Below are 25,138 nucleotides of genomic sequence, written 5' to 3'. Positions count from 1 at the left end.
GCAGCGGCACCCCGCAGCGCCGGGTTGCGCCACGCCGTGACCCCAGCCACCACGCCGCTCGGCTCAGATCCGGCGCCGCGCCTTCCGGGCCCGCCGTACGACCGCCGCCGCGCCCAGCAGGGCGACCGTCGCGCCGGCCGCCCCCGCGGCGGTCGCGTCCTTGCGCCCGAGCCGCCGCCCGGCGACCGTATGCCTCCCGGACACCTCCTCCAGCAGCTCCGCGAGAACCTCCTCGTTGGTCCAGCGGGGCCGCCAGCCGGCGTCATGCAGCCGGCTCACGCTCACCACCCAGGGGTACATCGTGTACGCGAGGTCACCCGCCGGCGACGGGGTCAGCCCGATCCGGTGAAGCCGGGCCGCCGCGCCCAGCGCGACCGCCGACGGCAGCTCCATCCGCCGGATCCCGCTGAGCTCCTCGACCTCCTCCTGCTCCAGCCACCCGTCACACCCGACGGCGAGCTCCCCGTCGACCTTCTCCAGGACGGCGTACTCCAGAGCGCTGCACAGGTCCTCCACGTGGCAGAACTGCCACACCGGCCGCGACCCGGCCACCACAAGCAGCCGAGGCGACTCGAAGTACCTGGTCAGCGCGGTGTCGGTGCCGCCGACGAGGATCGCGGGGCGGACCACGGTGACGTTCAGGCCGGGATGCGCGCGAGGTGCCCGCCGGGCGAGCCGTTCGATCTCCAGCAGGTCACCCACACCGGTGGCCTCGGCCGTGGCGCGCAGCTCGGCGTCCTCGGACAGCGGCAGCTCGTTGTCCGGAAGGGCGCCGTAGACCATGGACGACGTGCACAGCACCACGCGGTGCACCCCGGCCGCCGCGGCCGCGGTCAGCACGGTCTGGGTGCCGCGCACGTTGTAGGCCGTCCGGGCGGCGGGATCCGTCTCCAGATCCAGGTCGAGGGCCAGATGCACCACGACATCGGCCCCCCGCAGCTTCTCGGCGATCGCCGGATCGCGCACGTCGAGGATGTGCCACTGCGCGTCCGCGCACGGCCCGCGCCGCTCGTCGATCGCGACGACCTGCTTGATCTCCTCCGACGCGGCGAGCCGCTCGGTGAGCAGCGCGCCCACGCCGGACGCGGCACCGGTGACCGCTACGACGGGCCCGCGCATGGCGGGAGAGGTTGACGGGTTTCGCGCTGCGCGAACCTGCGGGTCTGGGGAACTCACCGGGCGTCTCCAGCGGTTGTCTTCAGTACGGGCGCGAGTGACGCGTACGTACCAGGTGGCATCCATCCTGCCGCAGGCCCTCTGTCGGCGAAGCACCGAGGCCCCAACCGCCCGCGGTGTCTACGCTGGGTGGTGTTGTCGGGCAGTCGTGCCGTCGGGAAAGAACCGGCGGCCTTACCAGCCGAGGAATCCCGTGAGTGACACCCCATTCGGATTCGGCCTTCCGCCGGAGGAGCCGGAGAACGGCGACGAGGGCAAGAAGAAGGACCAGCAGAGCGGTGGTGGGCAGGGACCGGCCAACCCGTTCGGTTTCGGGTCGCTGCCCGGCGCCGGAGGCTTCGGCGGCCCCGGTGCGGACAATCCGCTCGCTGCCATGTTCGGTTCCCTGAACCCCACCGACCTGGGGGCCGCGTTCCAGCAGCTGGGCCAGATGCTCTCCTACGAGGGCGGCCCGGTGAACTGGGACATGGCCAAGCAGATCGCCCGCCAGACGGTCTCCCAGGGCACCGCGGACGGCGTGAAGGACTCCAGCGTCGGCCCCGCCGAGCGGACCGCCGTCCAGGAGGCCGTCCGCCTGGCCGACCTGTGGCTGGACGACGCCACCTCGCTGCCGTCCGGCGCGGGCACCGCCGTGGCGTGGAGCCGTGCCGAGTGGGTCGAGGCCACCCTGCCCGCCTGGAAGGAGCTCGTCGACCCGGTCGCCGAGCGCGTGGGCGGCGCCATGGGCGACATCCTGCCGGAGGAGATGCAGGCCATGGCCGGCCCGCTGATCGGCATGATGCGCTCGATGGGCGGCGCGATGTTCGGCACGCAGATCGGGCAGGCCGTGGGCGTGCTGGCGGGCGAGGTCGTCGGCTCCACCGACGTCGGTCTGCCGCTGGGCCCGGCCGGCAAGGCCGCGCTGCTGCCGGTGAACGTCGAGACGTTCGGCAAGGACCTGGGCATCGCCATGGACGAGGTGCGGCTGTACCTCGCCCTGCGCGAGGCCGCCCACCAGCGCCTGTTCACGCACGTCCCGTGGCTGCGCTCGCACCTGTTCGGCGCAGTCGAGGGCTACGCGCGCGGGATCAAGGTCGACACGGCCAAGCTGGAGGACGTGGTCGGCCAGTTCGACCCGCAGAACCCCGAGGAGCTGCAGCGCGCCCTTCAGCAGGGCATGTTCCAGCCGGAGGACACTCCGGAGCAGAAGGCCGCCCTGGCCCGTCTGGAGACCGCTCTGGCGCTCGTGGAGGGCTGGGTGGACGCGGTGGTCCACGCGGCCGCCAAGCCGCGTCTGGCGGCCGCGGACGCGCTGCGCGAGACCCTGCGCCGGCGCCGCGCCACCGGCGGCCCCGCCGAGCAGACCTTCGCCACGCTCATCGGCCTGGAGCTGCGCCCCCGCCGCCTGCGCGACGCCTCCCGCCTGTGGGCGTCCCTCACGGACGCGCGCGGGGTGGACGGCCGGGACGCCCTGTGGGCCCACCCGGACATGCTGCCGACCGCCTCCGACCTGGACGACCCGGACGGCTTCGTGCACCGTGAGCACCTGGACTTCTCCGAGCTGGACAAGATGCTCGGCGAGGCCGCGGGCGGCACCGGCGACAAGCCCGACCTGCGCAAGAAGGACGCGGACACCGAGGCCGACGACAGCAAGGGCGGCGACGGCAAGGGCGACGACACCGAGTGAGCCTGCACGACGACGCGGTCCTCGTGCTCAAGGGCTACGAGGACCAGCCCGACCTGCGCCAGACGTACCTGGACCACCTCGCCGCCCACCCGGACGGCATGTGGAAGGCATGCCAGGCGGGCCATCTGACCGCGAGCGCCCTGGTGATCGACCATGAGCGGGGCCGTGTCCTGCTCACCCTGCACCGCAAGCTGCGGATGTGGCTCCAGATGGGGGGTCACTGCGAACCGCAGGACGCCTCCCTGGAGGCCGCCGCCCTGCGCGAGGCCACCGAGGAGTCCGGCGTCGCGGGCCTGACCCTGCTTCCGGGCGGACCGGTGCGCCTGGACCGGCACCCCATCCCGGCGCCCTGCCACTGGCACCTCGACGTCCAGTACGCCGCCCTGGCGCCCGCCGGAGCCGCCGAGGCCATCAGCGACGAGTCCCTCGACCTGCGCTGGTTCGCCTACGACGAGGTGGCCGGCGTCGCCGACGCGTCGGTCGTACGACTGCTGGAAGCGACCCGCGCGCGTCTGTGAACGCGCGGAACCGGCCGAACGGGTAAGGGGCGACCACCACTGGTGGTCGCCCCTTACCCGTGGTGCTGGAGCTCAGCTCCAGACGTTGCCCTGGTTCTGCTGGCGCACGCCCTGCTGGCCCATGCCGTACTGCGCGGCGAGGCCGGAGCCGATCTGCGCGTTCTGCGGCGGCAGCAGCTCGCTGGGCTGGACCAGCGCGTAACCGGTGCCCATGAAGCTGAGCTCCCAGCCCTCGCCGGTGTTGCCGCGGCGGCGCCACACGCCGGAGGAGTGCGTCTGGGCCTGCATCTGCACGCGCAGCGCGGTGGACCAGGCGACGATGGCGTCGGCGTCGCAGTTGACGTACTTGTCCGGGGTGACCTGCATCAGCAGCGGCATGCCGGAGGTCATCAGGGCGACCTTGCCGCGGCCGGTGATGTTGAGCTGGTACTTCCCGGAGCCGGAGATGCCGTAGAGGCTGTCGACGGCGATCACGTCGTAGTGCAGCGTGGAGTCCATCGCCAGCACATAGCTGCTGTCGACGGTGAGACCGTCCTGGTCCACCTCCATGATGTGGACGTGCTGCTTGAGGTTGGCCAGGTAGACCGTGCCCTGCCCGTGGCAGCGCATGAGGTCCAGGCCCTCGCCGGTGTGGGCACGCGCGCGTGAGGCGCCGTCGGCCTGGTACTCGGCGTCGAACTCGACCATGCCCTGGTAGGCGACCATCGTGCCCTTGCGGGCGAGGATGTCGTCGTGGCCCTCCAGGGTGACGCGGAGCATCTGCTTGTTCTGCAGTGCCCAGCGTTCCTGGGTCTGCTGGTCGTTGTAGGCGAAAAGCGGACTCTGCATGGTGGTGCTCCCCCTCAGCCCCGGATCCGGAGACGGTCGGTGCTGTCCTCGCTGGGCTGGACGACGACGATGCCCTGACCGGAGAAGGCCATCTGGTATGCCTCGCCGCTGCCCCGGCCGATCAGCGACTGCGCCTTGAAGCTGCGCTTGCCCTTCACCTTCAGGTTCGGGGACCAGGCCACGAGCGCGTCCGGGTCGACGTAGGTCTCGTCCTCGCCACCGCCGCAGTCGACGACGATCGGCTTGCCGCGGGAGGTGAGGGCGACCCATCCCTGACCGGAGATCTTGGTGTTCCACAGGCCCTGGCCGGCGAACTTCGCCAGCCCCTTGACCCGCTCCACACCCCAGGTCAGGTGCGCGTCGAAGGCGAGCAGGTTGGTGGCGTTGACGGAGATCCCGTCGCCGTTGAGGTTGATCACGACGACGTTGGCGCCGTAGTCGGCCAGGTAGAGCAGGCCGTCGCCGGAGCACTTCATCAGCGGGGCGCCCTCGCCGGTGGCCCAGTCGCGGGCGATCTGGCGGACGGCGGGCGGGTTGGGCTCGTACTGCACGAAGCCCTCGTAGGCGACCATCGAGCCCACGCGCGCGAGAAGGTCGTTCCCGGTCTGCATGGCGACCTTCAGCATGTGGTTGCCGTGGTTCTCCATGCGGGCGGTGACGGGTGCGGGGGCGAAGCCCGCGAGCGGCTGGTTCATGACGGGCACTCCCTCAGATCTCGTACGGCTGGACGACGATGAAGTTGCCGGGCGCGCCCCGGAACTGCAGGTTGACGCTCTCGCCGGTGTCGCCGGGGTAGGCGTTGCGGCGCATGCGGACCTGGCTGGAGACGACCACCTGGGCCGCCGACGACCAGGCGACGACCGCGTTGCAGTCGGCGAAGGTCGTGGGCGTCACCGGCAGCACGACGGGCGTGCCGTGGGTCTTGACGACGATCGTGCCGGTGCCGGTGAACTGCATCGTGAACAGCGCGCCGCCGGGGATGCCGTGGCCCTCGATGCGGCGGACCTCGTACTGCAGGCTCTCGTCGAAGGCGAGGACGTTCTCCGCGGAGACGCAGATGCCGTCGCCCTGGAGCTCGATCGGGTGCAGCATCGTGGAGTTCTCGGCGAGGAACACCTGGCCCTGGCCGGTGCAGCGCATCAGCTGCATCTCCTGGCCGGTGGCGTTGCCGACGATCCGGCCGGCGAAGCCCGCGCCCTTGTAGCTGAAGTCGACCTTGCCCTGGTACAGGACCATGCTGCCCTGGCGGGCCAGCACCGGCTGGCCGCCGACGCCGAGGTCGACGCGGACCATCTTCTTGCTCTGCGGAGTCCAGCGCTGCCCGGTGGGCGTCTCCTTGAACTGCTGCAGCGCGCCGGCCACGCCAGGGGCCTGCGGGGCGCCCGTGCCCTGGGGCATGCCCTGGGGGGCTCCGTAGGGGGCCTGCTGGCCGTATCCCGGAGGCGCGGTGGGCTGCCCGTAGCCCGGAGGCGGGGTGGGTTGCTGGCCGTATCCCGGAGGCGGGGTGGGTTGCTGGCCGTATCCCGGAGGCGGGGTCGGTGCCTGGGGGTAGCCGGGGGGCGGCGGCGCGGTCTGGCCGTAGCCCTGCTGCTGCGGGGGCTGGCCGTAGGGCTGCTGCGGCTGGGGCGGCTGGCCGTAGGGCGCCTGGGGCGCGGGCGGCGGGACGGTGCCGCCGGGCGGGGTCAGGGGCGCGACCACGGTGGGCGCGGTGTGCATCTGCGGGGCGGGCGCGGGGGGCGGGGTGGCCCCCGGCGGCGGGGTGGCTCCCGGCGGCGGCGCGAAGTTCTGCGCTGCGGGCTGGGGGGCCGGGGCGGGTGCGGGTGCCGGGGCCGGGGCGGGTGCCGCCGCCGGTGCCGGGGCGCCGAACGCGGGCGGCGCGGCGGCCTGGGCGGGCGGCGCGAAGCCGGGCGTGGCCTGCGGTGCCTGGGGGGACTGGGGGGCCTGGGCGGCCTGCGGCGCGGGCGTCTCCTCCTCCAGGACCTCGCCGCCGAAGTTCCGCAGCAGGGCTTCGAGTCCGCCGTCGAAGCCCTGTCCGACGGCGGCGAACCGCCAGACGTCCTTCAGGTAGAAGTCGCCCAGCATCACGGCCCGCTCGGTGGAGAACTCCGAGCCGTTGAAGGAGTAGCGGGCCACTTCCTCGCCGCCCGCGACGATACGGATGTATCCGGGAGCGACCTGCGACATCTGGCCGGCGCCGTCGATCGTCGCCGTGAAGGACAGCTTCTGGATGTGCGGCGGGATCCGGTCGAGCGTGACCCGGAAGGACTCCGTGTCGCCCGCCTGCGCACCGAGGAGCTGGATCGACTCCTCGGGGGACTTCGGCTGGTTGAAGAAGACGAAGTACCGGTCGTCCGACAGCCGTTCGTCGGCGTCCAGCCCGAAGCAGCTGATGTCGAAGGTCATCCCCGGGCCCGAGATCTGCACGCCTACGTACAGATCCGTGCCCGCGGTGAGGTCACTGATCCTGGCCTTGTGGCCGCGTTGGAATTCCCTGGCCATGCGTTACGACCGTCCCCCATCCCGAAGTGAGTGCGTCGCGCCAGGCTAACGGCAAACTCTGACAGCGGACGATGTCGGTACAGACCCGGTACACAACCACAGCCCAGCCGTACCACGCGCGTCGGCGCAGCCCGGAATCAGGCGTTCACCGAGCGCGTTCGCAGAGCGCCGCGGTGGGCCGACCGGAGGGCTGCGGGGCTCGTGCGCGCAGCGCGTGGCCGGGGCTCGCGCGCAGAGCGCACGGCGGGGCCCGTGCGCGGGGCGCGTTCCGAGGTGAGTGCGCCGGGCGCGCTCACTCGCCGCGCGCGCCGGGCAGATGCGGCAGCCGGTCGGCCGCCACCACCCCTTCGAGGTAGCCACGCGCCCGCTCGGTGCGCGGATAGGACTCCAGCAGCCGCCAGAAACGCGGGCCGTGCCCGGGTACGAGCAGATGCGCGAGCTCGTGCAGCAGGACGTAGTCGACGACGTACTCCGGCATGCCCTGCAACCGGTGCGACAGGCGGATACTGCCCTCCGCCGGGGTGCACGAGCCCCAGCGGGTGTTCTGGTTGGTGACCCAGCGCACCGAGGCGGGGCGGGCGCGCCCGTCGAGGTACTGCGCCGAGAGCCGCTCGGCGCGCTCGGCCAGCTCGGCGTCCCCGAGGAGCTTGCGGCTCTCCTGGGCGGCGAGCTTGTCGAGCATGACGTTCACCCACCGTCGCTCCTCGGCCTCGGACATCCGGGCGGGGATCAGCACGACGGTGCGATCGCCCTCGCGGTACGCGGAGACCGTCCTTCGTCGGCGGGCGCTGCGGCGCACCTCGATGGCACCGGCCGCCGAGCCGGTGGGCGGCTGGTTCTTCGAGCTGCGCTGCGGTGTTCCGGCGCGGTTCAGTGGGTCGGCGGACACGCCCCGACGTTACCCGCTGCACACGGCGGAAGTCCCGACCGCGGGCCGTTTCCGCACGGATCCGGCACGTCGGGCCCGGCTCGGCCGCCTGATACGGCCTCCCTTGCGTGCCTGACCGGTCGGGCCACCGCCCGACACCGCCCTCAATTCGTACGACAATCACCTTGTACGGTGACTCTCTGTCGCCTGTGGAAAACTCCACGGCTCCCCGAGCCGTCCCCGGCATGCTGGCAGAGCCGGTGGAGCGGGACGACCTCCGCCCACCCCGCTCCGCCGGCGCTCTGCAACGCTCAGGAAGACGGGGGCCTGTCGTGCATCCGATGGTGAAGCCCGCGCTGCGGCGCGGTTGGCGCGATCTCAACACCGTGCAGTTCGGCATGACGCCGGCGCACGCGATGACACTGGGTCCGATGGACACGGCGTCGGGAAGTTTCCTGGACCTGCTCGACGGCACGCGCGGTCTGCCGCTGCTGCGCGAGGAGGGCCGCCGTATGGACCTGCGCGACGGCCAGGTCGACGCCCTGGTCGAGGGCCTGGCCCGGGCCGGACTGCTGGACGACAGCCAGGGCGGCGGACCGGCGGCCCAGGCGCTGCGTGCGAGGAAGCCGGTGCTCGACCGGCTCCGGCCCGACCTGGCCTCGCTGTCGGTGACCACCTCCGCGCCGGGCGAGGCCATGGACCTGCTGGCGGCCCGCGGCTCGCTGCGGGTCAGAGTGGTCGGCGCCGGCCGGGTCGGCGGTCTGCTCGCCACGCTGCTGTCCGGCGCGGGCGTCGGCGAGGTCGAGGTGCGCGACGTCGGCCTGGTCGAACCGGATGACATCGCTCCCGGCGGCCTGCCCGCCGACACGGTGGGCGAGCGCAGAGAGGACGCCGCGCGACGAGCCGTGCGCGAGGCCGCCCCGGACCGCCGAGCGCGCCGCGGCCCCCGCTCACCCCTGGAGGAACCGGAGCGGGGTCTGTCCCTGGTGCTCCTCGCCCCGCGCGACGACGCCGCCGTCCACGCGCCCCTCCCCTCCGCGGCACAGCACCTGATGGCCTCCGGCACCCCTCATCTGTACGCCGGTGTGGTGGAGGCCACAGGAATCGTCGGCCCCCTGGTACTGCCCGGCGACACCGGCTGCGCCGGCTGTCTGCACGAGGCCCGCACCGACCGCGATCCGACCTGGCCCCGTCTGGTCGCGCAGTGGCACTCCGGCCGGCCCCACCGGGGGCGCGCCTGCGACCTCGCCCTGGCCACGACCGTCGCCGGACTGGCCGCGGCCCATGCGCTGGCCTTCCTGGACGGCCGCACCCCGTCCAGTGCCGGGGCGCGCTGGGAGGTCTCGCTGCCCACCCTCCAGTGGCACGCCCGCCCCGTGTGGCCCCACCCGGAATGCCCCTGCGGGGCCGCCGCGCGGGGCGCGCGGGAAGGTAATGAGGAACACCCCTCGGAGACCGGGAGCGGGCACGCGACAATGGGGGAGCAAGGGTCGTCAGCGAAGTCGGGCCGAACGGCAGGCGCGGCACGGCCCGCCGGCACTTGGAGGGCGCATGTCTGATCTTCCCCGGAAGGCGGTCACCCGGACCGCCAAGCTCGCCGCGCTTCCGCTCGGCTTCGCCGGACGGGCCACCTGGGGCCTGGGCAAGCGCATCGTCGGCGAGTCCGCGGAGATCGTCGGCCGCGAGCTGCAGCAGCGCACCGCGGAGCAGCTGTTCAAGGTGCTCGGCGAGCTCAAGGGCGGTGCGATGAAGTTCGGGCAGGCGCTGTCCGTCTTCGAGTCGGCCCTGCCCGAGGAGGTCGCCGGCCCCTACCGCGCGGCCCTGACCAAGCTCCAGGAGGCGGCGCCTCCGATGCCGACGCGCACCGTGCACGCCGTGCTGGAGGAGCGGCTGGGCGAGGACTGGCGCTCGCTGTTCCTGGAGTTCGAGGACAAGCCGGCCGCGGCCGCCTCCATCGGCCAGGTGCACCGGGCGATCTGGCACGACGGCCGCGAGGTCGCGGTCAAGGTGCAGTATCCGGGTGCGGGCGAGGCCCTGCTGTCCGACCTGAACCAACTGGGCCGCTTCGCCCGACTGTTGGGGCCGCTGGTCCCGGGGATGGACATCAAGCCGCTGATCACGGAGCTGCGCGACCGGGTCACGGAGGAGCTCGACTACGCCCTGGAGGCGCAGGCCCAGCAGGTGCACGCCGAGGAGTTCGCCGGCGACCCGGACGTCGTCGTGCCCGCGGTGGTCCACCAGGGCGAGCAGGTGCTGGTCACCGAGTGGATGGAGGGCGTGCCGCTGTCCGAGGTGATCTCCGACGGCACCCAGGCCCAGCGCGACCGGGCCGGCCAGCTGCTGGCGCGCTTCCTCTTCTCCGGCCCGGCCCGCACCGGCCTGCTGCACGCCGATCCGCATCCGGGCAACTTCCGCCTTCTGCCCGGCGGCCCGCAGGGCGAGGACGACTGGCGGCTGGGTGTGCTCGACTTCGGCACGGTCGACCGCCTGCCGGGCGGGCTGCCCACCCCGATCGGCCACTCGCTGCGCATGACCCTGGACGGCGAGGCGGAAGCGGTCTACGAACTGCTGTGCACGGAGGGGTTCGTCAAGGAGTCGATCGACCTCGACCCCGACGCCGTCATGGACTACCTGCTGCCGATCATCGAACCGGCGCAGCTGGAGGAGTTCACCTTCACCCGCGGCTGGATGCGCAGCCAGGCGGCCCGGGTCGCCGACCCCCGCTCCCCCGCGTACCAGCTGGGCAAGCAGCTCAACCTGCCCCCGGCGTACCTGCTGATACACCGGGTCACCCTCAGCACCATCGGCGTCCTGTGCCAGCTGGGCGCCACCGTACGGCTGCGGGAGGAGCTGCAGGAGTGGCTTCCGGGGTTCGCGGACGATCTCGGCGAGGGCTTCGACGAGGACGTCCCGCAGGACGGTGACGGCGGGGAGGAACCGGCCGCGGCCGTCGAAGCCTGAGGTCAAGGAGAAGGAGGCCGCCCACCCGAGACCCGAGCCCGGCCTTCGAAGCCGAGGGCGTGCGGTGCTGGGACGTGCGCGCCGTCCCGGCCTACCACCAGGCCGAGTCCAGCCGCCCTTCGATCGCCCGGAGGTTCTCCCGCGAGCACCGGTCGCAGAAGTAGCGGCGTACGCCGTGCTCCACGGAACAGGTCCAGGTCGGCTGCGGGCCCTTGGCCGTTGTACCGCAGCGGGCGCACACGAGGGTCTGGGGTGGCGCGGCGGAGCCGCCGTCGTCCCCTTCCGCGGGAAGACTCGTCACCCGCCGACGATATCGCCGTGCAGTGCGATCACCGGTCGCAACGCACCGCGGGGGCCGGTCCGTTCGGACGGACCGGCCCCCGCGGGCAAGCTCTCTCCTCCCGGCCGGGAGGCCACCGCTTGAAGGTGGTCGGGTTACTGCATGACGGCGAGCGCCAGCGCGCGGCGGGCGCGCAGCGAGGCGCGCTCGGCCCGGCGCTGCATGCGGCGGGCGGCCGCCACGCTCAGCGCGCGGCGCTCCTGCTGCGCGTCACGCAGGCGGTCGTGCATATGCGCACGTGCCAGGGCTTCTGGAATGAGTTGCATCTCGCGGGTCCTGTTCTGACGCGAGTCGGTCGCGCCGGTGGTGGTGATGTCTTCGATCATGGAGCCGGTGGGCTCGCTGGTGGACGGCTTCATCGGGGCCTGCTTCTTGGGGTCGTGCGTGAGGGGGCGGTCGATCGTTCCTGCGGTGTTCATGCTGTGACCGGGTTCTTGCGCGGGCGGCCACGCGGCCGCTTCCGGGCGACGACGACACCCTGGACGAACAGCTCGCCACCCCAGACGCCCCAGGGCTCACGCCGCTCCTTGGCGCCGGCGAGGCAGGCATCCATCAGCGGGCAGGTACGGCACAGGGACTTGGCGTACTCGACGTCCGCCGGGGACTCCGCGAAGAAGACCTCGGGGTCGTAGGAGCGGCAGGGGACGGGTACGCCGAGGTTCTCGATCGCGTCGTCGAGCGCGGTGAGCGCGGTCAGGGGGGTCAAGGTGGAGTCCTTCGTGAGGCCGGGCGGGGGGATCGTTTCGGAAGGCGGTACGGACGGGGCGTGCGCTTCGAGTTGCACGGTTCGTCTTCCTCGTCTGGTCGTTCCGGCCCTGTTGGGCCGGGGGCGGCTGGTACCGGGTTCTTTTCTTGTCCCGAGGCTCCTTCGCTCTGTCGTCCCCGTTCGGGGAAAACAGAAGGGCCGCGGATCCCGGATGGGGTTCCGCGGCCCTGAAGGCGCCGGCCTGATCGACGATCAGGCTGGATCACTCCAGGGTTCTGGCCCACGGAAGGCCCACATCAGGTGGTGCTGCGTCGTCTGCTTCCGGAATCCGGCACCGGTCGCCGTAAAGGCATAGGCCTGCGCCTGTGCCGTTACTGCCGCTTCCAGTGCCTTGGTCGGTCGCTCATTGCGCTCGCGGACGGGAAGGCCCGCAAGGGACAGGGAGGCGGCCGGACGGACGGCACGAATGCCGGACAGACCGGTGCCCTGGTCCGAGGCGCCGAGCATGCACAGGGAGGCGACGACCGAGCGATCGGTCATTTTGACGGTGCTGACGGTGGTGCTGGCCTTGATGCTGATCACTGGACTCGCCTCCTCTCGGCGTCTCGGGGGACTGGGGTGAACCAGTCCGACGGATATGCAAGTACACCATGGAAGCGGGGGCCTGGAGAAGGCCGCCGTTCCCACGCCTAAGAACCTATGGGGATTCCTGGGGCATGCGCAAACTATTTTTTCGACGAGTTCGTATCAGTCGTCGGCCGCCTCCGCGGCGACCTCCTGACCGGCGCAGATGGCCAGGACATCGGCCCCGTAGCGGTTGAGCTTACGGGTGAGGACGCCTGGGATTCGAGCGAGTTCCACCGGGTCGGCGGGGGCGGCCTCGGCGATCGCCATCAGCGTCTTGTCCGTGAAGATGCAGAACGCCGGCTGCCCGCTGCGGCCGGCCACCGCCTCCCGCCACTCGTGCAGCCGCTCGTACAGCCCCTCGTCCATGTCGGAGGGGCAGTCCTCGCAGCGCATCAGCTTCATGTCGCCGGCGTCGGTGAGCGTGCGTCCGCACACCCGGCAGCGGGCCGGGCTGCGCCGGACGCGTCTGGGTGCCGCCTCCGCCGCTCCGGTGAAGCCCCGCTCGACGCCGCCGGAGCCGGCGGTGCCCGCGCGGCCTGTGGTGCCGCTCGTGCCGGGGCGCAGGCCGTCGAGGAAGCGGCTGGGCCTGCGGCTGGGGCGGAGGCCGGGCGAGCGGGCCAGCGCCCAGGAGACGTGCAGCCGCTCACGGGCGCGGGTGATGCCGACGTAGAGCAGGCGGCGCTCCTCCTCTATCTGCTCGTCGGTGCGCGCGTAGGTGATCGGCATCATGCCCTCGGTGACGCCGACCAGGAACACCACGTCCCACTCCAGGCCCTTCGCCGAGTGCAGGGAGGCCAGGGTGACGCCCTGCACGGTCGGGGCGTGCTGGGCGCCGGCCCGCTCGTCGAGCTCGGCCACGAACTCGGGGAGGCCCGCGCCGGGGTGGGCGGCGGCGAAGTCCTGCGCGAGGTTGACCAGCGCCGCGAGCGACTCCCAGCTCTCTCTGACCGCACCGGAGCCGGCGGGCGGCCGCGGTGTCCAGCCCTCGCCGGACAGCACCGCGCGCACCTGTGAGGGCAGGTCCACGACATCGTCCAGCAGGGAGTCGTTGCCGCCGAAGCGGGCCGCCGCGACCAGGGCGCGGCCCGCCTTGCGCACCTCGGGACGGTCGAAGAACCGCTCGGCGCCCCGCAGCTGGTAGGGCACCCCGGCGTCGGCGAGGGCCTGCTCGTAGAGCTCGGACTGGGCGTTGGTGCGGAACAGCACGGCGATCTCGCTGGCCGCGACGCCCGCGTCGAGCAGCTCGCGGATGCGCCGGGCGGCGCCTTCGGCCTCGGCCGGCTCGTCCGTGTACTCGGTGAAGACGGGTTCGGGTCCGGGGGCGCGCTGGGAGACGAGTTCCAGCCGGTGGTCGGCGGCGCGGCCGTGGGCCTGGGCGAGCAGGCCGTTGGCCAGCCGTACCACCTGCGGTGTGGAGCGGTAGTCGCGGACCAGCTTGACGACCGTGGCGCCCGGATGGCGCAGCCGGAAGTCCAGGAGGTGGTCCGGGGTTGCGCCCGTGAACGAGTAGATCGTCTGGCTGGCGTCACCGACCACGCAGAGGCTGTCGCGCTCCCCCAGCCACAGCTCCAGCAGCCGCTGCTGGAGGGGGCTGACGTCCTGGTACTCGTCGACGACGAAGTGCTGGTACTGGGCACGTACCTGATCGGCGATGTCGTGCCGGTCCTGCAGGACGGCGACGGTGAGGAGCAGGACGTCCTCGAAGTCGATGACGGCGCGCTCCCGTTTGACGTCCTCGTAGGCCGCGTACAGCTGGGCGATCTCGGCGGGGCTGCGGGGTGGCACGCGTCCGGCCTTCGCGGCTGCGAGCGGGTAGTCGGCGGGCGCGGTCTGGGTCACCTTGGACCACTCGATCTCGGCGGTGGCGTCTCTCAGCTCCCCCCGGTCGAGACGCAGACCGCACGCGGCGGCGGCGTCGACGACGAGCTGGACCTTGCGGTCGACGATCCGGGGCATGGCGCCACCGATGGCTTTCGGCCAGAAGTACTGGAGCTGGCGGAGCGCGGCGGAGTGGAAGGTGCGGGCCTGGACGCCGGTCGCGCCGAGCTGGCGCAGCCGGCCGCGCATCTCGCCCGCGGCCCGGTTGGTGAAGGTGACGGCGAGGACGCTGGAGGGCTGGAGGATGCCCGCCCGTACCCCGTAGGCGATCCGGTGGGTGATCGCCCGGGTCTTGCCGGTGCCGGCGCCGGCCAGCACGCACACCGGACCGTGCAGGGAGGTGGCCACCTCGCGCTGCTCCGGGTCGAGCCCTTCGAGCACCGCGTCGGCCGAGTCCGGTACGGGCGGGAAGAGAGTGGAGTGCGTTGCTGCTGTCACACAGCCATGCTGCCAGGTCGCCGGAGACGCCCGAGCCGGTTGTCCACAGGCCGGGGCTCGCAGTCGTACTAATGCGACAGGCGTCACGCGGACGCGACGGGTGGCCGCGGACCGGTGCGACAGGAGTCACCCCGGCGCGCATACCCCCGGCGGGAATGGCGGCCCCGTCGCGTATGTTCCCTCTTCGGACGACCCCACCCCCGAGCGACCAAGGGAGCGCGCGAGACATGCAGGGCACTGTGACGATGTACAGCACGACGTGGTGCGGCTACTGCCAGCGGCTGAAGAAGCAGCTGGAGCGCGAAGGCATCGCGTACACCGAGATCAACATCGAGCAGGACCCCGAGTCCGCCGCGTTCGTGGAGAAGGCGAACGGCGGGAACCAGACGGTGCCGACCGTTCTCTTCGCGGACGGCTCGACGCTCACCAACCCGTCGCTGGCCCAGGTGAAGCAGAAGATCGGCGTCTGAGCGACGTACGCGTGAAGGGCGGCCGCCCCGGCTGGGGTGGCCGCCCTTTCGGCATGTGGGCGAGGCGGAACCGGCCGGATTCGAACCGGCGTCCTCGCGGTTTTGGAGACCGCGCGCGACGACCTCTGCGCTACGGCTCCGCCCCGGCCGGAATCCTAGCCGGGGCCCAGGAGCGCGGTGCGGCTGCTCAGAGCACGCTCCGGGTCGGCAGCGGCTTGCCGTACCAGAGCTCGATGAGGCGGGCCGCGATGGAGATGCCGTAGGGCGGGAGCACCTCGCCGGAGTCGAAGGCGGCGCCCAGCTCGTCGCGGGAGAACCAGCGGGCCTCGTGGATCTCGTCGCCGTCGACGTTGATCTCGGTCGCCGTGGCCCGGGCCATGAAGCCCAGCATCAGGCTGGACGGGAACGGCCAGGGCTGGCTGGCGACGTACTCGACCTGGCCGACGGTGACCCCGGCCTCCTCGTACACCTCGCGGCGCACCGCCTGCTCGATGGACTCTCCGGGCTCGACGAAACCGGCGAGCGTGGAGAAGCGGCCCTCGGGCCAGTGCACCTGGCGGCCGAGGAGGATGCGGTCGTCCTCGTCGGTGACGGCCATGATGACGGCCGGGTCGGTGCGCGGGTAGTGCTCGGCGCCGCAGGCGGGGCAGCGGCGGATGTGGCCGGCGGCGGCGATGACCGTGCGTTCGCCGCAGCGGGAGCAGAAGCGGTGGGTGCGCTGCCAGTTCTCCAGACCGACCGCGTGCACCATCAGGCCCGCGTCGCGCGGGGACAGCAGCAGTCCGGCCTCGCGCAGGCCCGCCGGGCGGGCGGACTGGTCGATACGGCCGGGCAGCGAGTCCTTCTGGAGGGCGAAGTAGCTGACGCCGTCCGCGTCCGTGCCCAGGAAGTAGCGGTGCGCCTCGGTGAGCGGGGCTTCGAAGGACGGGGTCATGACGAGCTCGGTGGTGCCCTCGGGCGTCTCGTCGATGAGGACCTGACCGCCGGAGACCACGAAGCAGCGGGTCGTGGGGTGGCTCCACGCCGCCGCGAGCCATGCCTCGTCGAGCCGGTGGTGGGCGGCGCGGTCGATGCCGCTCGGGGCGGTGAGCGAGATGGGTCGGTCGGCGGTGTGATCGGTCCAGGTGGTCACGGGTGCTTCCTACTCCCCCGGGTGCAGCGGTTGGGTTCGGCGGCGGTTCAGCGGGACGTGCGGCAGGAGGTGACCGGGTCCGGCGGGGCTTCGCGGTGCGGGGCTGCCCTTCCAGTGTGCCCCGCGCGCGTGCGCGTCCCGGTGGTGCGGGTGGGGATCGCCGCCGGTTCCCACCGTGCGCCCCGTGTGCGGGGGCGCCCCGGACGGCGTCGGCCGGTCAGTCGGCATGGCGCCAGGTCTCGGCCAGGTCGCCCCACAGATAGGCGCTGGTCTCCACACCCTTGACGAGCAGGTCCAGCTCGACCTTCTCATTGGGCGCGTGCCAGCCGTCGGAGGGCACCGAGATGCCCAGGAAGAGCACGGGAGCGCCGAGCACCTCCTGGAGGTCGGCGGCCGGTCCGGAGCCGCCCTCGCGCGTGTAGCGGACGGGCCCCTCGAAGGCGCGGCTCATCGCGCGCACCACCGACTGCAGGGCCGGGTGGTCCAGCGGGGTCAGGCACGGGCGGGTGGCCCCGCCGAACTCGATCTCGCAGCGGATGCCCGCGGGCACCTGCTCGGCGACCCAGGCGCGGACGGCCTTCTCGATGTGATCGGGGTCCTGGCCCGCGACCATCCGGAAGGAGAGCTTCACCATCGCCGAGGCCGGGATGATCGTCTTGCTGCCGGGGCCCTGGTAGCCGCCGCCGATGCCGTTGACCTCGGCGGTGGGGCGGGCCCAGATCCGCTCCAGGGTGGTGTGCCCGGCCTCGCCGTGGGTGGCGTACGACTTCGCGGTGCGCAGCCAGCGCTGCTCGTCGAAGGGCAGCTCGGCGAAGAGCTCGCGCTCGCGGTCGGTGAGCTCCACGATGCCGTCGTAGAAGCCGGGGATCGCCACGCGCGCGTGCTCGTCGTGCAGGGCGGCCACCAGGCGGGCGGCGGCGGTGGCCGGGTTGGGCACGGCGCCGCCGAAGGAACCGGAGTGGATGTCCTGATCCGGGCCGTACAGGCGGATCTCGCACTCGGCGAGGCCGCGCATGCCCGTGCACACCGTCGGGGTGTCCTCGGACCACATACCGGTGTCGGAGACGATCACCGCGTCGGCGGCCAGCCGCTCGGCGCGCTCCTCGACCAGGGCGCGGAAGTGCGGGGAGCCGGACTCCTCCTCGCCCTCGATCAGCAGCTTCAGGTTGACCGCGGGGGCCGTGCGGCCGGTCGCGGCGAGGTGGGCGCGGACGCCCAGGGTGTGGAAGAAGACCTGGCCCTTGTCGTCGGCCGCCCCGCGCGCGTAGAGGCGGTTCTCCCGGATCACCGGCTCGAAGGGCTCGCTGTCCCAGCCGTCCTCGCGGGCGGCGGGCTGCACGTCGTGATGGCCGTAGACCAGGACCGTGGGCGCCTCGGGGTCGCCGGAGGGCCACTCGGCGAACACGGCCGGGGCGCCCGGGGTCTCCCAGACCTCGACGGTGGGGAAGCCGGTCCCGGTGAGCTTGGCGGCGAGCCAGTCGGCGCTGCGCCGGACGTCGCAGGCGTGGTCGGGCTGGGCGGACACCGACGGGATGCGCAGCCACTCGGCGAGGTCGTCGAGGAAGGCCGCGCGGTGCTGCTGGATGTACTGGCGGACGGCGCTGTCCGGGGTCTGGCTCATGGTCACGAGCCTATCGGCCCGCACCGACATCCTTCTTGGGCGGTTCGTCACATACGGACGCCCGCTGTTGGGCGGTTCGTCACATGACGACGTCCTCCCCGGCCGTCTCCTCCCGCAGCAGCCGCTCGATCGCCACCCGGTCCGGCAGGTCTCTCGGACGGACGACCTCTCCGGTGCGCACGAACAGGAACGCCGCCGTGACCGACTCCAGGGGCACGCCCTGCTGCTGGGCCCACGCCAGCCGGTACAGGGCGAGCTGGAGGGGGTCGGCGCCGCCCTCGCGGCCCGTCTTCCAGTCGACGATCTCGTACGTCGCCGTCTCGCCGTCCCCGTCCTTGTAGACGGCGTCGATACGGCCCCGGATCACGCGTCCGGCGAGGGAGAGCTGGAAGGGCGCCTCCACGCGGTAGGGCGTGCGGTGCGCGTACTCGGTGCGTTCGAATGCCTCCTTGAGGGCCTCCAGGTCGCGCTCGTCCTCGATCTCGGCGTCCGCGCCGGGCAGCTCGTCCGGCTCCAGCATGGGCAGGGTCAGCGCCTCGAAGCGGGCCTCGACCCAGGCGTGGAACCGGGTGCCCCGGCGGGCGGCGGGCTGCGGCGGGCGCGGCATGGGCCGGGCCAGCTCCTGCGCGAAGCCGTCCGGGTCGGCGGCCAGGTGCAGCAGCTGGGACGCGGTCAGGGCGGCCGGGAGCGGCACCTCCGTGACGGACCGGCGGGCACGCAGGAGCTCACCGGTGAGGGCGTCGAGGTCGCGGTCCCAGGAGGCGATGGTGCGGGCCTCTTCGGGGGTGAGGGAGTCCGGCTCCGGGGGGAGCGGGGGTTCCGGTTCCCGGAGGAGCGGGGGCTCGGGTGCGCTCGCCTGGTGGGGGACGGTGGGGCGGGCCTGGCCGTGCGGACGGGCCTGGCTCTCCGGGTGGGCTGAGCCCTCCGGGTGGTTGGGATCGCGCGGGCGGTCGGGGCCGTGCGGGCGGTCGGGGTCGTGCGGGCGGGCCGGGCTCCAGGAGCCCCAGTCGTCGGGATCGTCCTCGGCGAAGGGCTCACCGTCCGCGAAGGGCTCACCGTCCGCGTAGGGCGGCTCCTCCTCGTAGGGCGGTTCGTCGTCCTGCGGCGGCGGGGGCCAGTCCGGGTCCTCGTGGTTCTCCGGGTCGTACGGGGCCTCGGTGAGGGAATCCAGGTGGGCCAGGACCGTCTCGGCGGCCGCGCGGCGGCGGGCCAGGGCCGTCTCGTCCAGGGGGAGCGGCCAGACCTGTTCCGCGGTCTGCCGGTGCAGGGCGGGGTTCTCGGCGTCCTCCTCCGGCTCCTGCGCCCAGACCTCGATCTCGCCGAAACCGGCGACGCAGTGGTCGTGCAGCGCCAGCAGGAACTCGGACGGCCCGCGCTGCTTCTTCTGCGAAGGCCCCCACCAGTGGCCCGAGCCGAGCAGGAGGGAGCGGGGGCGGGTGAAGGTGACGTAGCCGAGGCGGAGTTCCTCGGTGCGCTGGTGCTCCTTCATGGCCTCGTGGAACGCCTTCATCCCGCGCGAGTCCCATGCCTCGACGTCGGGCAGCGTGTCCGCGTCGCCGCGCAGCTCGTGCGGCAGCACCTTCGCCTGGGCCGTCCACTTCTCGCGGCCCTGGGCGCTGGGGAAGTTCCCGCTCACCAGTCCCGGTACGGCGACGACGTCCCACTCCAGGCCCTTGGACTTGTGCGCGGTGAGCACCTTGACGGTGTTCTCGCCACCGGGCAGGGCGTTGTCCAGGCCCTTCTCGTACTGCGCGGCGGTGCGCAGGAAGCCGAGGAAGGCCAGCAGGGTGGCCTCGCCGTCGGAGGCGGCGAAGGACGCGGCGACGTCCAGGAAGTTCGACAGGGTCTCGCGGCGGCGGGCGGCCAGCGCGTGCGGGGACGCCGAGAGCTCGACCTCCAGGCCGGTGACCGCCAGGACGCGGTGCAGGACGTCCATGAGCGGGTCGGACAGGGAGCGGCGCAGGTCGCGCAGTTCGGCGGCGAGGCGGGCGAAGCGCACGCGCGCGTCCGGCGAGAAGGGCAGTCCGTCGTCGTCCTCCGGGGGCGATTCCAGGAACGTGTCGAGGGCGTCCGCGAGCGATATCACCTCGGCCGGGTCGACCCCTTCGACGGCCGCGGCGAGCCGGCGGTCGGGGTCGTCCTCGTCGCCCCCGCGCGCGTGGGACACCAGCAGCCGGGCGCGGCGGCCGAGCAGGGCCAGGTCGCGCGGGCCGATGCGCCACCGCGGGCCGGTCAGCAGCCGCACCAGCGAGGCGTTGGCGCCGGGGTCCTGGAGCACTTCGCAGACGGCGACCAGGTCGGCGACCTCGGGCAGGTGCAGCAGCCCGGACAGGCCGACGACCTCGACGGGCACGTCGCGGGCGACGAGCGCTCCCTGGATCTCGGCGAAGTCGGTCGCCGTACGGCACAGGACGGCGATCTCGCCGGGCGCCGTGCCGGTGCGTACGAGGTGGGCGATGGAGTCGGCGATCCAGTCCATCTCGTCGGCGTGGGTGGGCAGCAGCGCGCAGCGGACCAGGCCGTCGCGTTCGGCGCCGGGCGCGGGGCGCAGGGCCTCCACGCCCGCGTGCAGGGCGCGCAGGGGCTCGGCGAGGCCGTTGGCGAGGTCGAGGAGGCGGCCGCCGCTGCGGCGGTTCTCGCTGAGCGCCTGGCGGGTGGCGGGGCGGCCGTCGGCGTGCGCGAAGTGCTCGGGGAAGTCGTCGAGGTTGGCCACGGAGGCGCCGCGCCAGCCGTAGATGGCCTGGCAGGGGTCGCCGACGGCGGTCACGGGGTGGCCGGTGCCGCCGCCGAACAGGCCCGCGAGCAGTACCCGCTGGGCGACGGAGGTGTCCTGGTACTCGTCGAGCAGCACCACCCGGAACTCCTCGCGCAGCAGGCGGCCCACCTCCGGGAGCTGGGCGAGGTGGGCGGCGAGGGCGATCTGGTCGCCGAAGTCCAGCAGGTCCCGCTCGCGTTTGGCGGCCCGGTAGCGCAGGACCAGTCCGGCGAGATCGCGGCGGGCGGCGGCGGCCTCGGGGACCTTGCGCAGGTCGGCGTTGGTGAGCTTGGCGCCGTCGAGGGCGAGCAGCAGCTCGGCGTCCCACGCGCGCAGGCTCTCGGGGCGTACGAGGTGCTCGGACAGCTCGGAGTCGAGGGCGAGGAGGTCGGCGACGAGGTCGGCGAAGGAGCGGGTGAGCGCCGGGTAGGGGCCGGGGGCCTCGCGCAGCACCCGCGCGGCGAGCTGGTAGCGGGTGGCGTCGGCGAGGAGGCGGGAGCTGGGCTCCAGGCCGATGCGCAGGCCGTGGTCGGTCAGCAGGCGGCCCGCGAAGGCGTGGTACGTCGAGATCACCGGCTCGCCGGGCGGGTTGTCCGGGTCGATGACATCGGGGTCGGTCACGCCCGCGCGCACGAGCGCCTTGCGGACGCGCTCGGCGAGTTCGCCGGCGGCCTTGTTGGTGAAGGTCAGGCCGAGGACCTGTTCGGGGGCGACCTGGCCGGTGCCGACCAGCCACACCACGCGCGCCGCCATGACCGTCGTCTTGCCCGACCCGGCTCCGGCCACGATGACCTGCGGAGCGGGCGGCGCGACGATGCAGGCCATCTGCTCCGGGGTGAACGGGATGCCGAGGAGCTCCTTGAGCTGCTCGGGGTCGGTGATGCGGGCGGGCATGAGAGAAGAGGCTAGCGGCGGGCACTGACAGCGCAGGCCGCGTCGGCCGTCATGGGCGGAAGAAGCGCAGGTCGGCGGGAGTGGTGCGATCCGTCACGTGCTGACGTGCGGCTACTCCACGACGTGCCGTCCCTCCGGCCGGGCGCTGCACGAGGCGCGGAAGGCGCAGTGGGTGCAGTGCTGGCCGGTCGTGGGGGTGAAGCGCTCGTCGAGGACCTTGCCCGCGGCCGTGGCCAGCAGATCGCCGACCCACTCGCCGGCCGCACCCTCGAGGGCTTCCTGGCCCTGCACCTTGGGCAGGGTGTCGCCGCCGTCCCGCTTGGCCGCGCCCTGGCGGAGGTGGACGAGTTCGGCGCCGCCCGGCTCGGGCCGTACCCCGTCGAAGGCGTCGTCGACGGCGCCCTCGCGGACGGCGAGCTGGTAGACGGCGAGCTGCGGGTGGCGTTCGACCTCGCGCGCGGTGGGGGCCTGTTTGCCGGTCTTGAAGTCGACGACGTAGGCCCGGCCCTGGCCGTCGGCCTCGACGCGGTCCATCTGGCCGCGGATGCGCACCTGGTACTCGCCCGCTTCGAGGGTGACGTCGAAGTCGTGCTCGCTGGCCACGGGGGTGCGGCCGGTGCGGTCCATGACGTGCCACTTCAGGAAGCGTTCGAGCGCCACGCGCGCGTGCTCCTTCTCCTGGGCCGACTTCCAGGGCGCGTCGAAGGCGAGCGCGTTCCACACCGAGTCGAGACGTTCCATGAGGACGTCGAGGTCGGCGGGGGTGTGCCCGGAGGCGACCTCGTCGGCGAGGACGTGCACGACGTTGCCGAAGCCCTGGGCGGCGGTCGCGGGTGCGTCGGCCTTCACCTCGCGGCCCAGGAACCACTGCAGGGCGCAGGTGTTGGCGAGCTGGTCGAGGGCGCTGCCGGACAGCACGACGGGCTGGTCGCGGTCGCGCAGCGGCACCTTGGACTCGGTCGGCTCGAACATGCCCCACCAGCGGTAGGGATGCGCGGACGGCACGAGCGGGCGGCCGTCGTCGTCGGTGAGCGCGGCGAGCCGGGCCAGGCGGCGGGCGGCGGCCTCCCGGAGGGCGTCGGACACGCGCGGGTCGACGGTGGTGGCGCGCAGCTCGGCGACGAGCGCGGCGACCGACAGGGGGCGCCTCGGGCGGCCGGTGACGTCCTTGGGTTCGACGCCGAGCTCGGTGAGGAAGCGGGAGGGCTGGTCGCCGTCGTCGGCGGGCGCCTTCACCGCGGTGACGACAAGGCGCTCACGCGCGCGCGTGGCGGCCACGTAGAACAGGCGCCGCTCCTCGGCGAGCAGGGCCCCCGGAGTGAGCGGTTCGGCGAGTCCGTCGCGGCCGATGCGGTCGGCCTCCAGCAGGGAGCCGCGGCGGCGCAGGTCGGGCCACAGGCCCTCCTGGACGCCGGCCACGACGACCAGGCGCCACTCCAGGCCCTTGGCGCGGTGCGCGGTCATCAGGCGCACGGCGTCGGGGCGCAGGGCGCGCCGGGTGAGCGTGTCGGCGGCGATGTCCTCGGCGTCGATCTGCTCCAGGAAGTTCAGCGCGCCCCGCCCTCCGGTGCGCTCCTCCGCGCGCGCGGCCGTCGCGAACAGCGCGCAGACGGCGTCCAGATCGCGGTCGGCGTTGCGGCCCGCCGCTCCTCCGCGCCGAGCGGTCCGCTCCAGCCGCGCGGGCCACGGTGTGCCCTCCCACAGGTCCCACAGCGCCTCCTCGGCCGTACCGCCGCCGGCCAGGCGCTCACGGGCCTTGCGCAGCAGCGCGCCCAGGCGCTGCGCCCCGCGCGCGTACGCCGGGTCGTGCACCGCCAGCCGCTCCGGCTCGGCCAGCGCCCGCGCGAGCAGTTCGTCGGAGGGCGGCGGTACGGGGTTGCCGGCGGCCCGCTCCTCCTCGCGCAGGGCGCGTCCGAGACGGCGCAGATCGGCGGCGTCCATGCCGGCGAGGGGGGAGGTGAGCAGGGTGAGCGCGGTCTCGGTGTCGAGCCAGCAGGGGGGCTCGTCGGTGGCCTCGGATCGCCCGTCGGCGGCCTCGGCGGCAGTCCGCTCGTCCTCGGAGCGCCCGTCGCCCGCCTCTGCGTCGGCCCCCTCGTCCGCCGTACGCCCGTCCACGGCCTCCGTGTCGGCGCCCCCGCCCCCCGTACGCCCCTCCGCGGCCGCGCCCCCCGTACGCCCGTCCCCGGCCGCGCCCCCCGCGCGCGCCTCCGTCGCCTCCGCCTGGGCCACCGCCCGCAGTGCCGTCAGCAGGGGGGCCACCGCCGGTTCGTGGCGCAGGGGCAGGTCGTCGCCGTCGATGTCGAGGGGCACGCCGGCGGCGGTGAGGGCGCGGCGGACGGCGGGGATGGTGCGGGAGCCGGCGCGTACGAGGACGGCCATGTCGCTCCAGGGGACGCCGTCCTCGAGGTGGGCGCGGCGCAGGATGTCGGCGATGTTGTCCAGTTCGGTGCCCGGCGTCGGGTAGGTGAAGACCTCGACGCGGCCGCCCGCGCGCGCGGGTGTCAGTTCGCGGTGCGCGCGGACCTTGTCCGCCGGGAGGCGGGTGAGCGGCATGCGCTGGGTGAGCAGACGGGTCGCGGCGAGCAGCTGGGCGCCGGAGCGGCGGGAGGTGCGCAGCACCTCGACGGGTGCCGGACTGCCGTCCGCGCGCGTGAAGACGCGCGGGAAGTCCAGGATGCCGTTCACGTCGGCGCCCCGGAAGGCGTAGATCGACTGGTCGGGGTCGCCGAAGGCGACCAGGGTGCGGCCGCCGCCGGCCAGTGCGTGCAGCAGCCGTACCTGGGCGGGGTCGGTGTCCTGGTACTCGTCGACGTAGACGGCGTCGTACTGGGCGGCGAGCCGCTCGGCGGTCTCGGGGCGGCGGGCGAGGAGCACCGCGCGGTGGACGAGTTCGGCGTAGTCGAGCACACCCTGGAGGTCGAGCACGTCCAGGTACTCGGCGAGGAAGGCGGCGGCGGCCCGCCAGTCGGGGCGGCCGATGCGGCGGGCGAAGGCGTCCAGGGCGGCGGGGTCGAGGCCCAGCTCGCGGCTGCGGGCGAGGACCGCGCGGACCTCGTCGGCGAAGCCTCGGGTGGTCAGACAGGCGCGCAGTTCGTCGGGCCAGCGCACATGGGCGAGGCCGGACCGCTCCAGGTCGCTCTGGCCGGCGAGCAGCTCGCGCACGGTCACGTCCTGCTCGGGGCCGGACAGCAGCCGCAGTGGTTCGGCGAACAGGTCGCTGTCCTGGTGGGCGCGGACCAGGGCGTAGCAGAACGAGTGGAAGGTGGTCGCCTGGGGCGCGCGGGCCGCCCCTATGCGCACGGCCATGCGGTCGCGCAGTGCGACGGCGGCCTTGCGGCTGAAGGTGAGCACGAGGATCCGCCGGGGGTCCCCGCCGCGCGCGATGCGGGCCGCCACGGACTCCACGAGGGTGGTGGTCTTGCCGGTGCCGGGTCCCGCGAGGACGAGCAGCGGGCCTTGGGCATGGTCAACCACGGCGCGCTGTGCGGCGTCCAGACCAGGGGGATCCGGTCGGCCCGCGGGCGTGCGGACCAGACGGTAAGCGCCACGGCTCCCCTGTCGCACCGTGGGGTGCGACAGGCGCCTGGTGGAGGAAGAGGAGCTCACGTGGTTCGCCGGTCCTGGTGGGTGTGCTGGTTGCCGGGCCGCCGCGGGGGAAGGGCGGTGGCCGGGAGGTGAGGGGGACGCGCGCAGCCGACGCTACGCCGACGACAAGGCCGGAAGCAGGGCTTCCGCTTCTTCCCTCCGGGCTCGTGCGCCAC

19 protein-coding genes and 1 tRNA gene are annotated in these 25,138 nt (G+C 73.4%); 5 read left to right on the top strand and 15 right to left on the bottom strand.

The window, feature by feature from the left end:
• Positions 1-63: 63 nt before the first annotated feature.
• On the bottom strand, positions 64-1,176 hold the full coding sequence (locus ACSU6M_RS22670; RefSeq protein ID WP_437071816.1) for an SDR family oxidoreductase: 1,113 nt from the start codon (positions 1,174-1,176) through the stop codon (positions 64-66).
• A 193-nt stretch (positions 1,177-1,369) separates the two neighbouring features.
• Here ACSU6M_RS22670 and ACSU6M_RS22665 point away from each other — a divergent pair, with 193 nt between their 5' ends.
• Both ACSU6M_RS22665 and ACSU6M_RS22660 read left to right on the top strand, forming a co-directional pair.
• Entirely contained in the window at positions 1,370-2,842 is a 1,473-nt protein-coding gene (locus ACSU6M_RS22665) for a zinc-dependent metalloprotease (protein ID WP_437071814.1), read from the top strand.
• Complete coding sequence (locus ACSU6M_RS22660) at positions 2,839-3,360, top strand: NUDIX hydrolase (protein WP_437071812.1); 522 nt, start codon at positions 2,839-2,841, stop codon at positions 3,358-3,360. Before ACSU6M_RS22665 ends, ACSU6M_RS22660 begins: the two co-directional genes overlap by 4 nt.
• A 72-nt stretch (positions 3,361-3,432) precedes the next feature.
• Here the strand turns inward: ACSU6M_RS22660 and ACSU6M_RS22655 are convergent, their stop codons facing one another.
• The 4 genes from ACSU6M_RS22655 to ACSU6M_RS22640 all read right to left on the bottom strand — a co-directional run bounded on the left by ACSU6M_RS22655 (position 3,433) and on the right by ACSU6M_RS22640 (position 7,576).
• Positions 3,433-4,188: an AIM24 family protein gene (locus ACSU6M_RS22655; RefSeq protein WP_437071811.1), complete on the bottom strand. Its 756-nt coding sequence runs from the start codon at positions 4,186-4,188 to the stop codon at positions 3,433-3,435.
• Positions 4,189-4,202: 14 nt separating this feature from the next.
• Positions 4,203-4,883 (bottom strand): AIM24 family protein, encoded by a 681-nt coding sequence (locus tag ACSU6M_RS22650; RefSeq protein WP_437071809.1) that lies wholly within the window; start codon positions 4,881-4,883, stop codon positions 4,203-4,205.
• Between the two features lie 13 nt (positions 4,884-4,896).
• Positions 4,897-6,687 carry a TerD family protein gene (locus ACSU6M_RS22645; protein ID WP_437071808.1) on the bottom strand — a complete coding sequence of 597 codons (1,791 nt, stop codon included), beginning with the start codon at positions 6,685-6,687 and terminating at the stop codon, positions 4,897-4,899.
• 292 nt (positions 6,688-6,979) lie between these two features.
• Positions 6,980-7,576: a M48 metallopeptidase family protein gene (locus ACSU6M_RS22640; RefSeq protein WP_437071806.1), complete on the bottom strand. Its 597-nt coding sequence runs from the start codon at positions 7,574-7,576 to the stop codon at positions 6,980-6,982.
• A 311-nt stretch (positions 7,577-7,887) separates the two neighbouring features.
• On the opposite strand from ACSU6M_RS22640, the gene ACSU6M_RS22635 reads away from it, so the two are divergent.
• Complete coding sequence (locus ACSU6M_RS22635) at positions 7,888-9,114, top strand: TOMM precursor leader peptide-binding protein (RefSeq protein ID WP_437071804.1); 1,227 nt, start codon at positions 7,888-7,890, stop codon at positions 9,112-9,114.
• On the top strand, positions 9,107-10,516 hold the full coding sequence (locus ACSU6M_RS22630; RefSeq protein ID WP_437071802.1) for an ABC1 kinase family protein: 1,410 nt from the start codon (positions 9,107-9,109) through the stop codon (positions 10,514-10,516). Before ACSU6M_RS22635 ends, ACSU6M_RS22630 begins: the two co-directional genes overlap by 8 nt.
• Before the next feature lie 91 nt (positions 10,517-10,607).
• Here the strand turns inward: ACSU6M_RS22630 and ACSU6M_RS22625 are convergent, their stop codons facing one another.
• The 5 genes from ACSU6M_RS22625 to ACSU6M_RS22605 form a co-directional block, all read right to left on the bottom strand.
• Positions 10,608-10,817 carry a hypothetical protein gene (locus ACSU6M_RS22625; protein ID WP_437071801.1) on the bottom strand — a complete coding sequence of 70 codons (210 nt, stop codon included), beginning with the start codon at positions 10,815-10,817 and terminating at the stop codon, positions 10,608-10,610.
• Between the two features lie 134 nt (positions 10,818-10,951).
• Positions 10,952-11,275, bottom strand: a complete 324-nt coding sequence (locus ACSU6M_RS22620; protein ID WP_437071799.1) for a hypothetical protein — start codon at positions 11,273-11,275, stop codon at positions 10,952-10,954.
• Complete coding sequence (locus tag ACSU6M_RS22615; protein ID WP_437071798.1) at positions 11,272-11,640, bottom strand: WhiB family transcriptional regulator; 369 nt, start codon at positions 11,638-11,640, stop codon at positions 11,272-11,274. The genes ACSU6M_RS22620 and ACSU6M_RS22615 overlap by 4 nt, the downstream gene beginning before the upstream one ends.
• A 174-nt stretch (positions 11,641-11,814) precedes the next feature.
• Positions 11,815-12,144 carry a hypothetical protein gene (locus tag ACSU6M_RS22610; RefSeq protein WP_437071797.1) on the bottom strand — a complete coding sequence of 110 codons (330 nt, stop codon included), beginning with the start codon at positions 12,142-12,144 and terminating at the stop codon, positions 11,815-11,817.
• Between the two features lie 165 nt (positions 12,145-12,309).
• Positions 12,310-14,505, bottom strand: coding sequence for an ATP-dependent DNA helicase UvrD2 (locus tag ACSU6M_RS22605; RefSeq protein ID WP_437071795.1), 2,196 nt, complete (start codon positions 14,503-14,505; stop codon positions 12,310-12,312).
• 227 nt (positions 14,506-14,732) lie between these two features.
• On the opposite strand from ACSU6M_RS22605, the gene ACSU6M_RS22600 reads away from it, so the two are divergent.
• Complete coding sequence (locus tag ACSU6M_RS22600) at positions 14,733-14,975, top strand: mycoredoxin (RefSeq protein ID WP_128434519.1); 243 nt, start codon at positions 14,733-14,735, stop codon at positions 14,973-14,975.
• Between the two features lie 65 nt (positions 14,976-15,040).
• Here the strand turns inward: ACSU6M_RS22600 and ACSU6M_RS22595 are convergent.
• The 5 genes from ACSU6M_RS22595 to ACSU6M_RS22575 all read right to left on the bottom strand — a co-directional run bounded on the left by ACSU6M_RS22595 (position 15,041) and on the right by ACSU6M_RS22575 (position 24,983).
• Positions 15,041-15,115 (bottom strand) — tRNA-Trp (locus ACSU6M_RS22595).
• A 47-nt stretch (positions 15,116-15,162) separates the two neighbouring features.
• Positions 15,163-16,107, bottom strand: coding sequence for an NAD(+) diphosphatase (gene nudC, locus ACSU6M_RS22590; RefSeq protein ID WP_437071794.1), 945 nt, complete (start codon positions 16,105-16,107; stop codon positions 15,163-15,165).
• Between the two features lie 217 nt (positions 16,108-16,324).
• Positions 16,325-17,728, bottom strand: a complete 1,404-nt coding sequence (locus ACSU6M_RS22585) for a dipeptidase (RefSeq protein ID WP_437071792.1) — start codon at positions 17,726-17,728, stop codon at positions 16,325-16,327.
• A 79-nt stretch (positions 17,729-17,807) separates the two neighbouring features.
• Entirely contained in the window at positions 17,808-21,377 is a 3,570-nt protein-coding gene (locus ACSU6M_RS22580; protein WP_437071791.1) for a UvrD-helicase domain-containing protein, read from the bottom strand.
• A 111-nt stretch (positions 21,378-21,488) separates the two neighbouring features.
• Entirely contained in the window at positions 21,489-24,983 is a 3,495-nt protein-coding gene (locus ACSU6M_RS22575) for an ATP-dependent helicase (protein WP_437071789.1), read from the bottom strand.
• Positions 24,984-25,138 lie beyond the last annotated feature (155 nt).

This window comes from Streptomyces sp. enrichment culture (genome assembly GCF_964272895.1).
Taxonomy (GTDB): Bacteria; Actinomycetota; Actinomycetes; order Streptomycetales; family Streptomycetaceae; genus Streptomyces.
The sequence above is the reverse complement of the archived record's forward strand: the minus strand, read 5'-3'. Positions and strand labels throughout refer to the sequence as shown.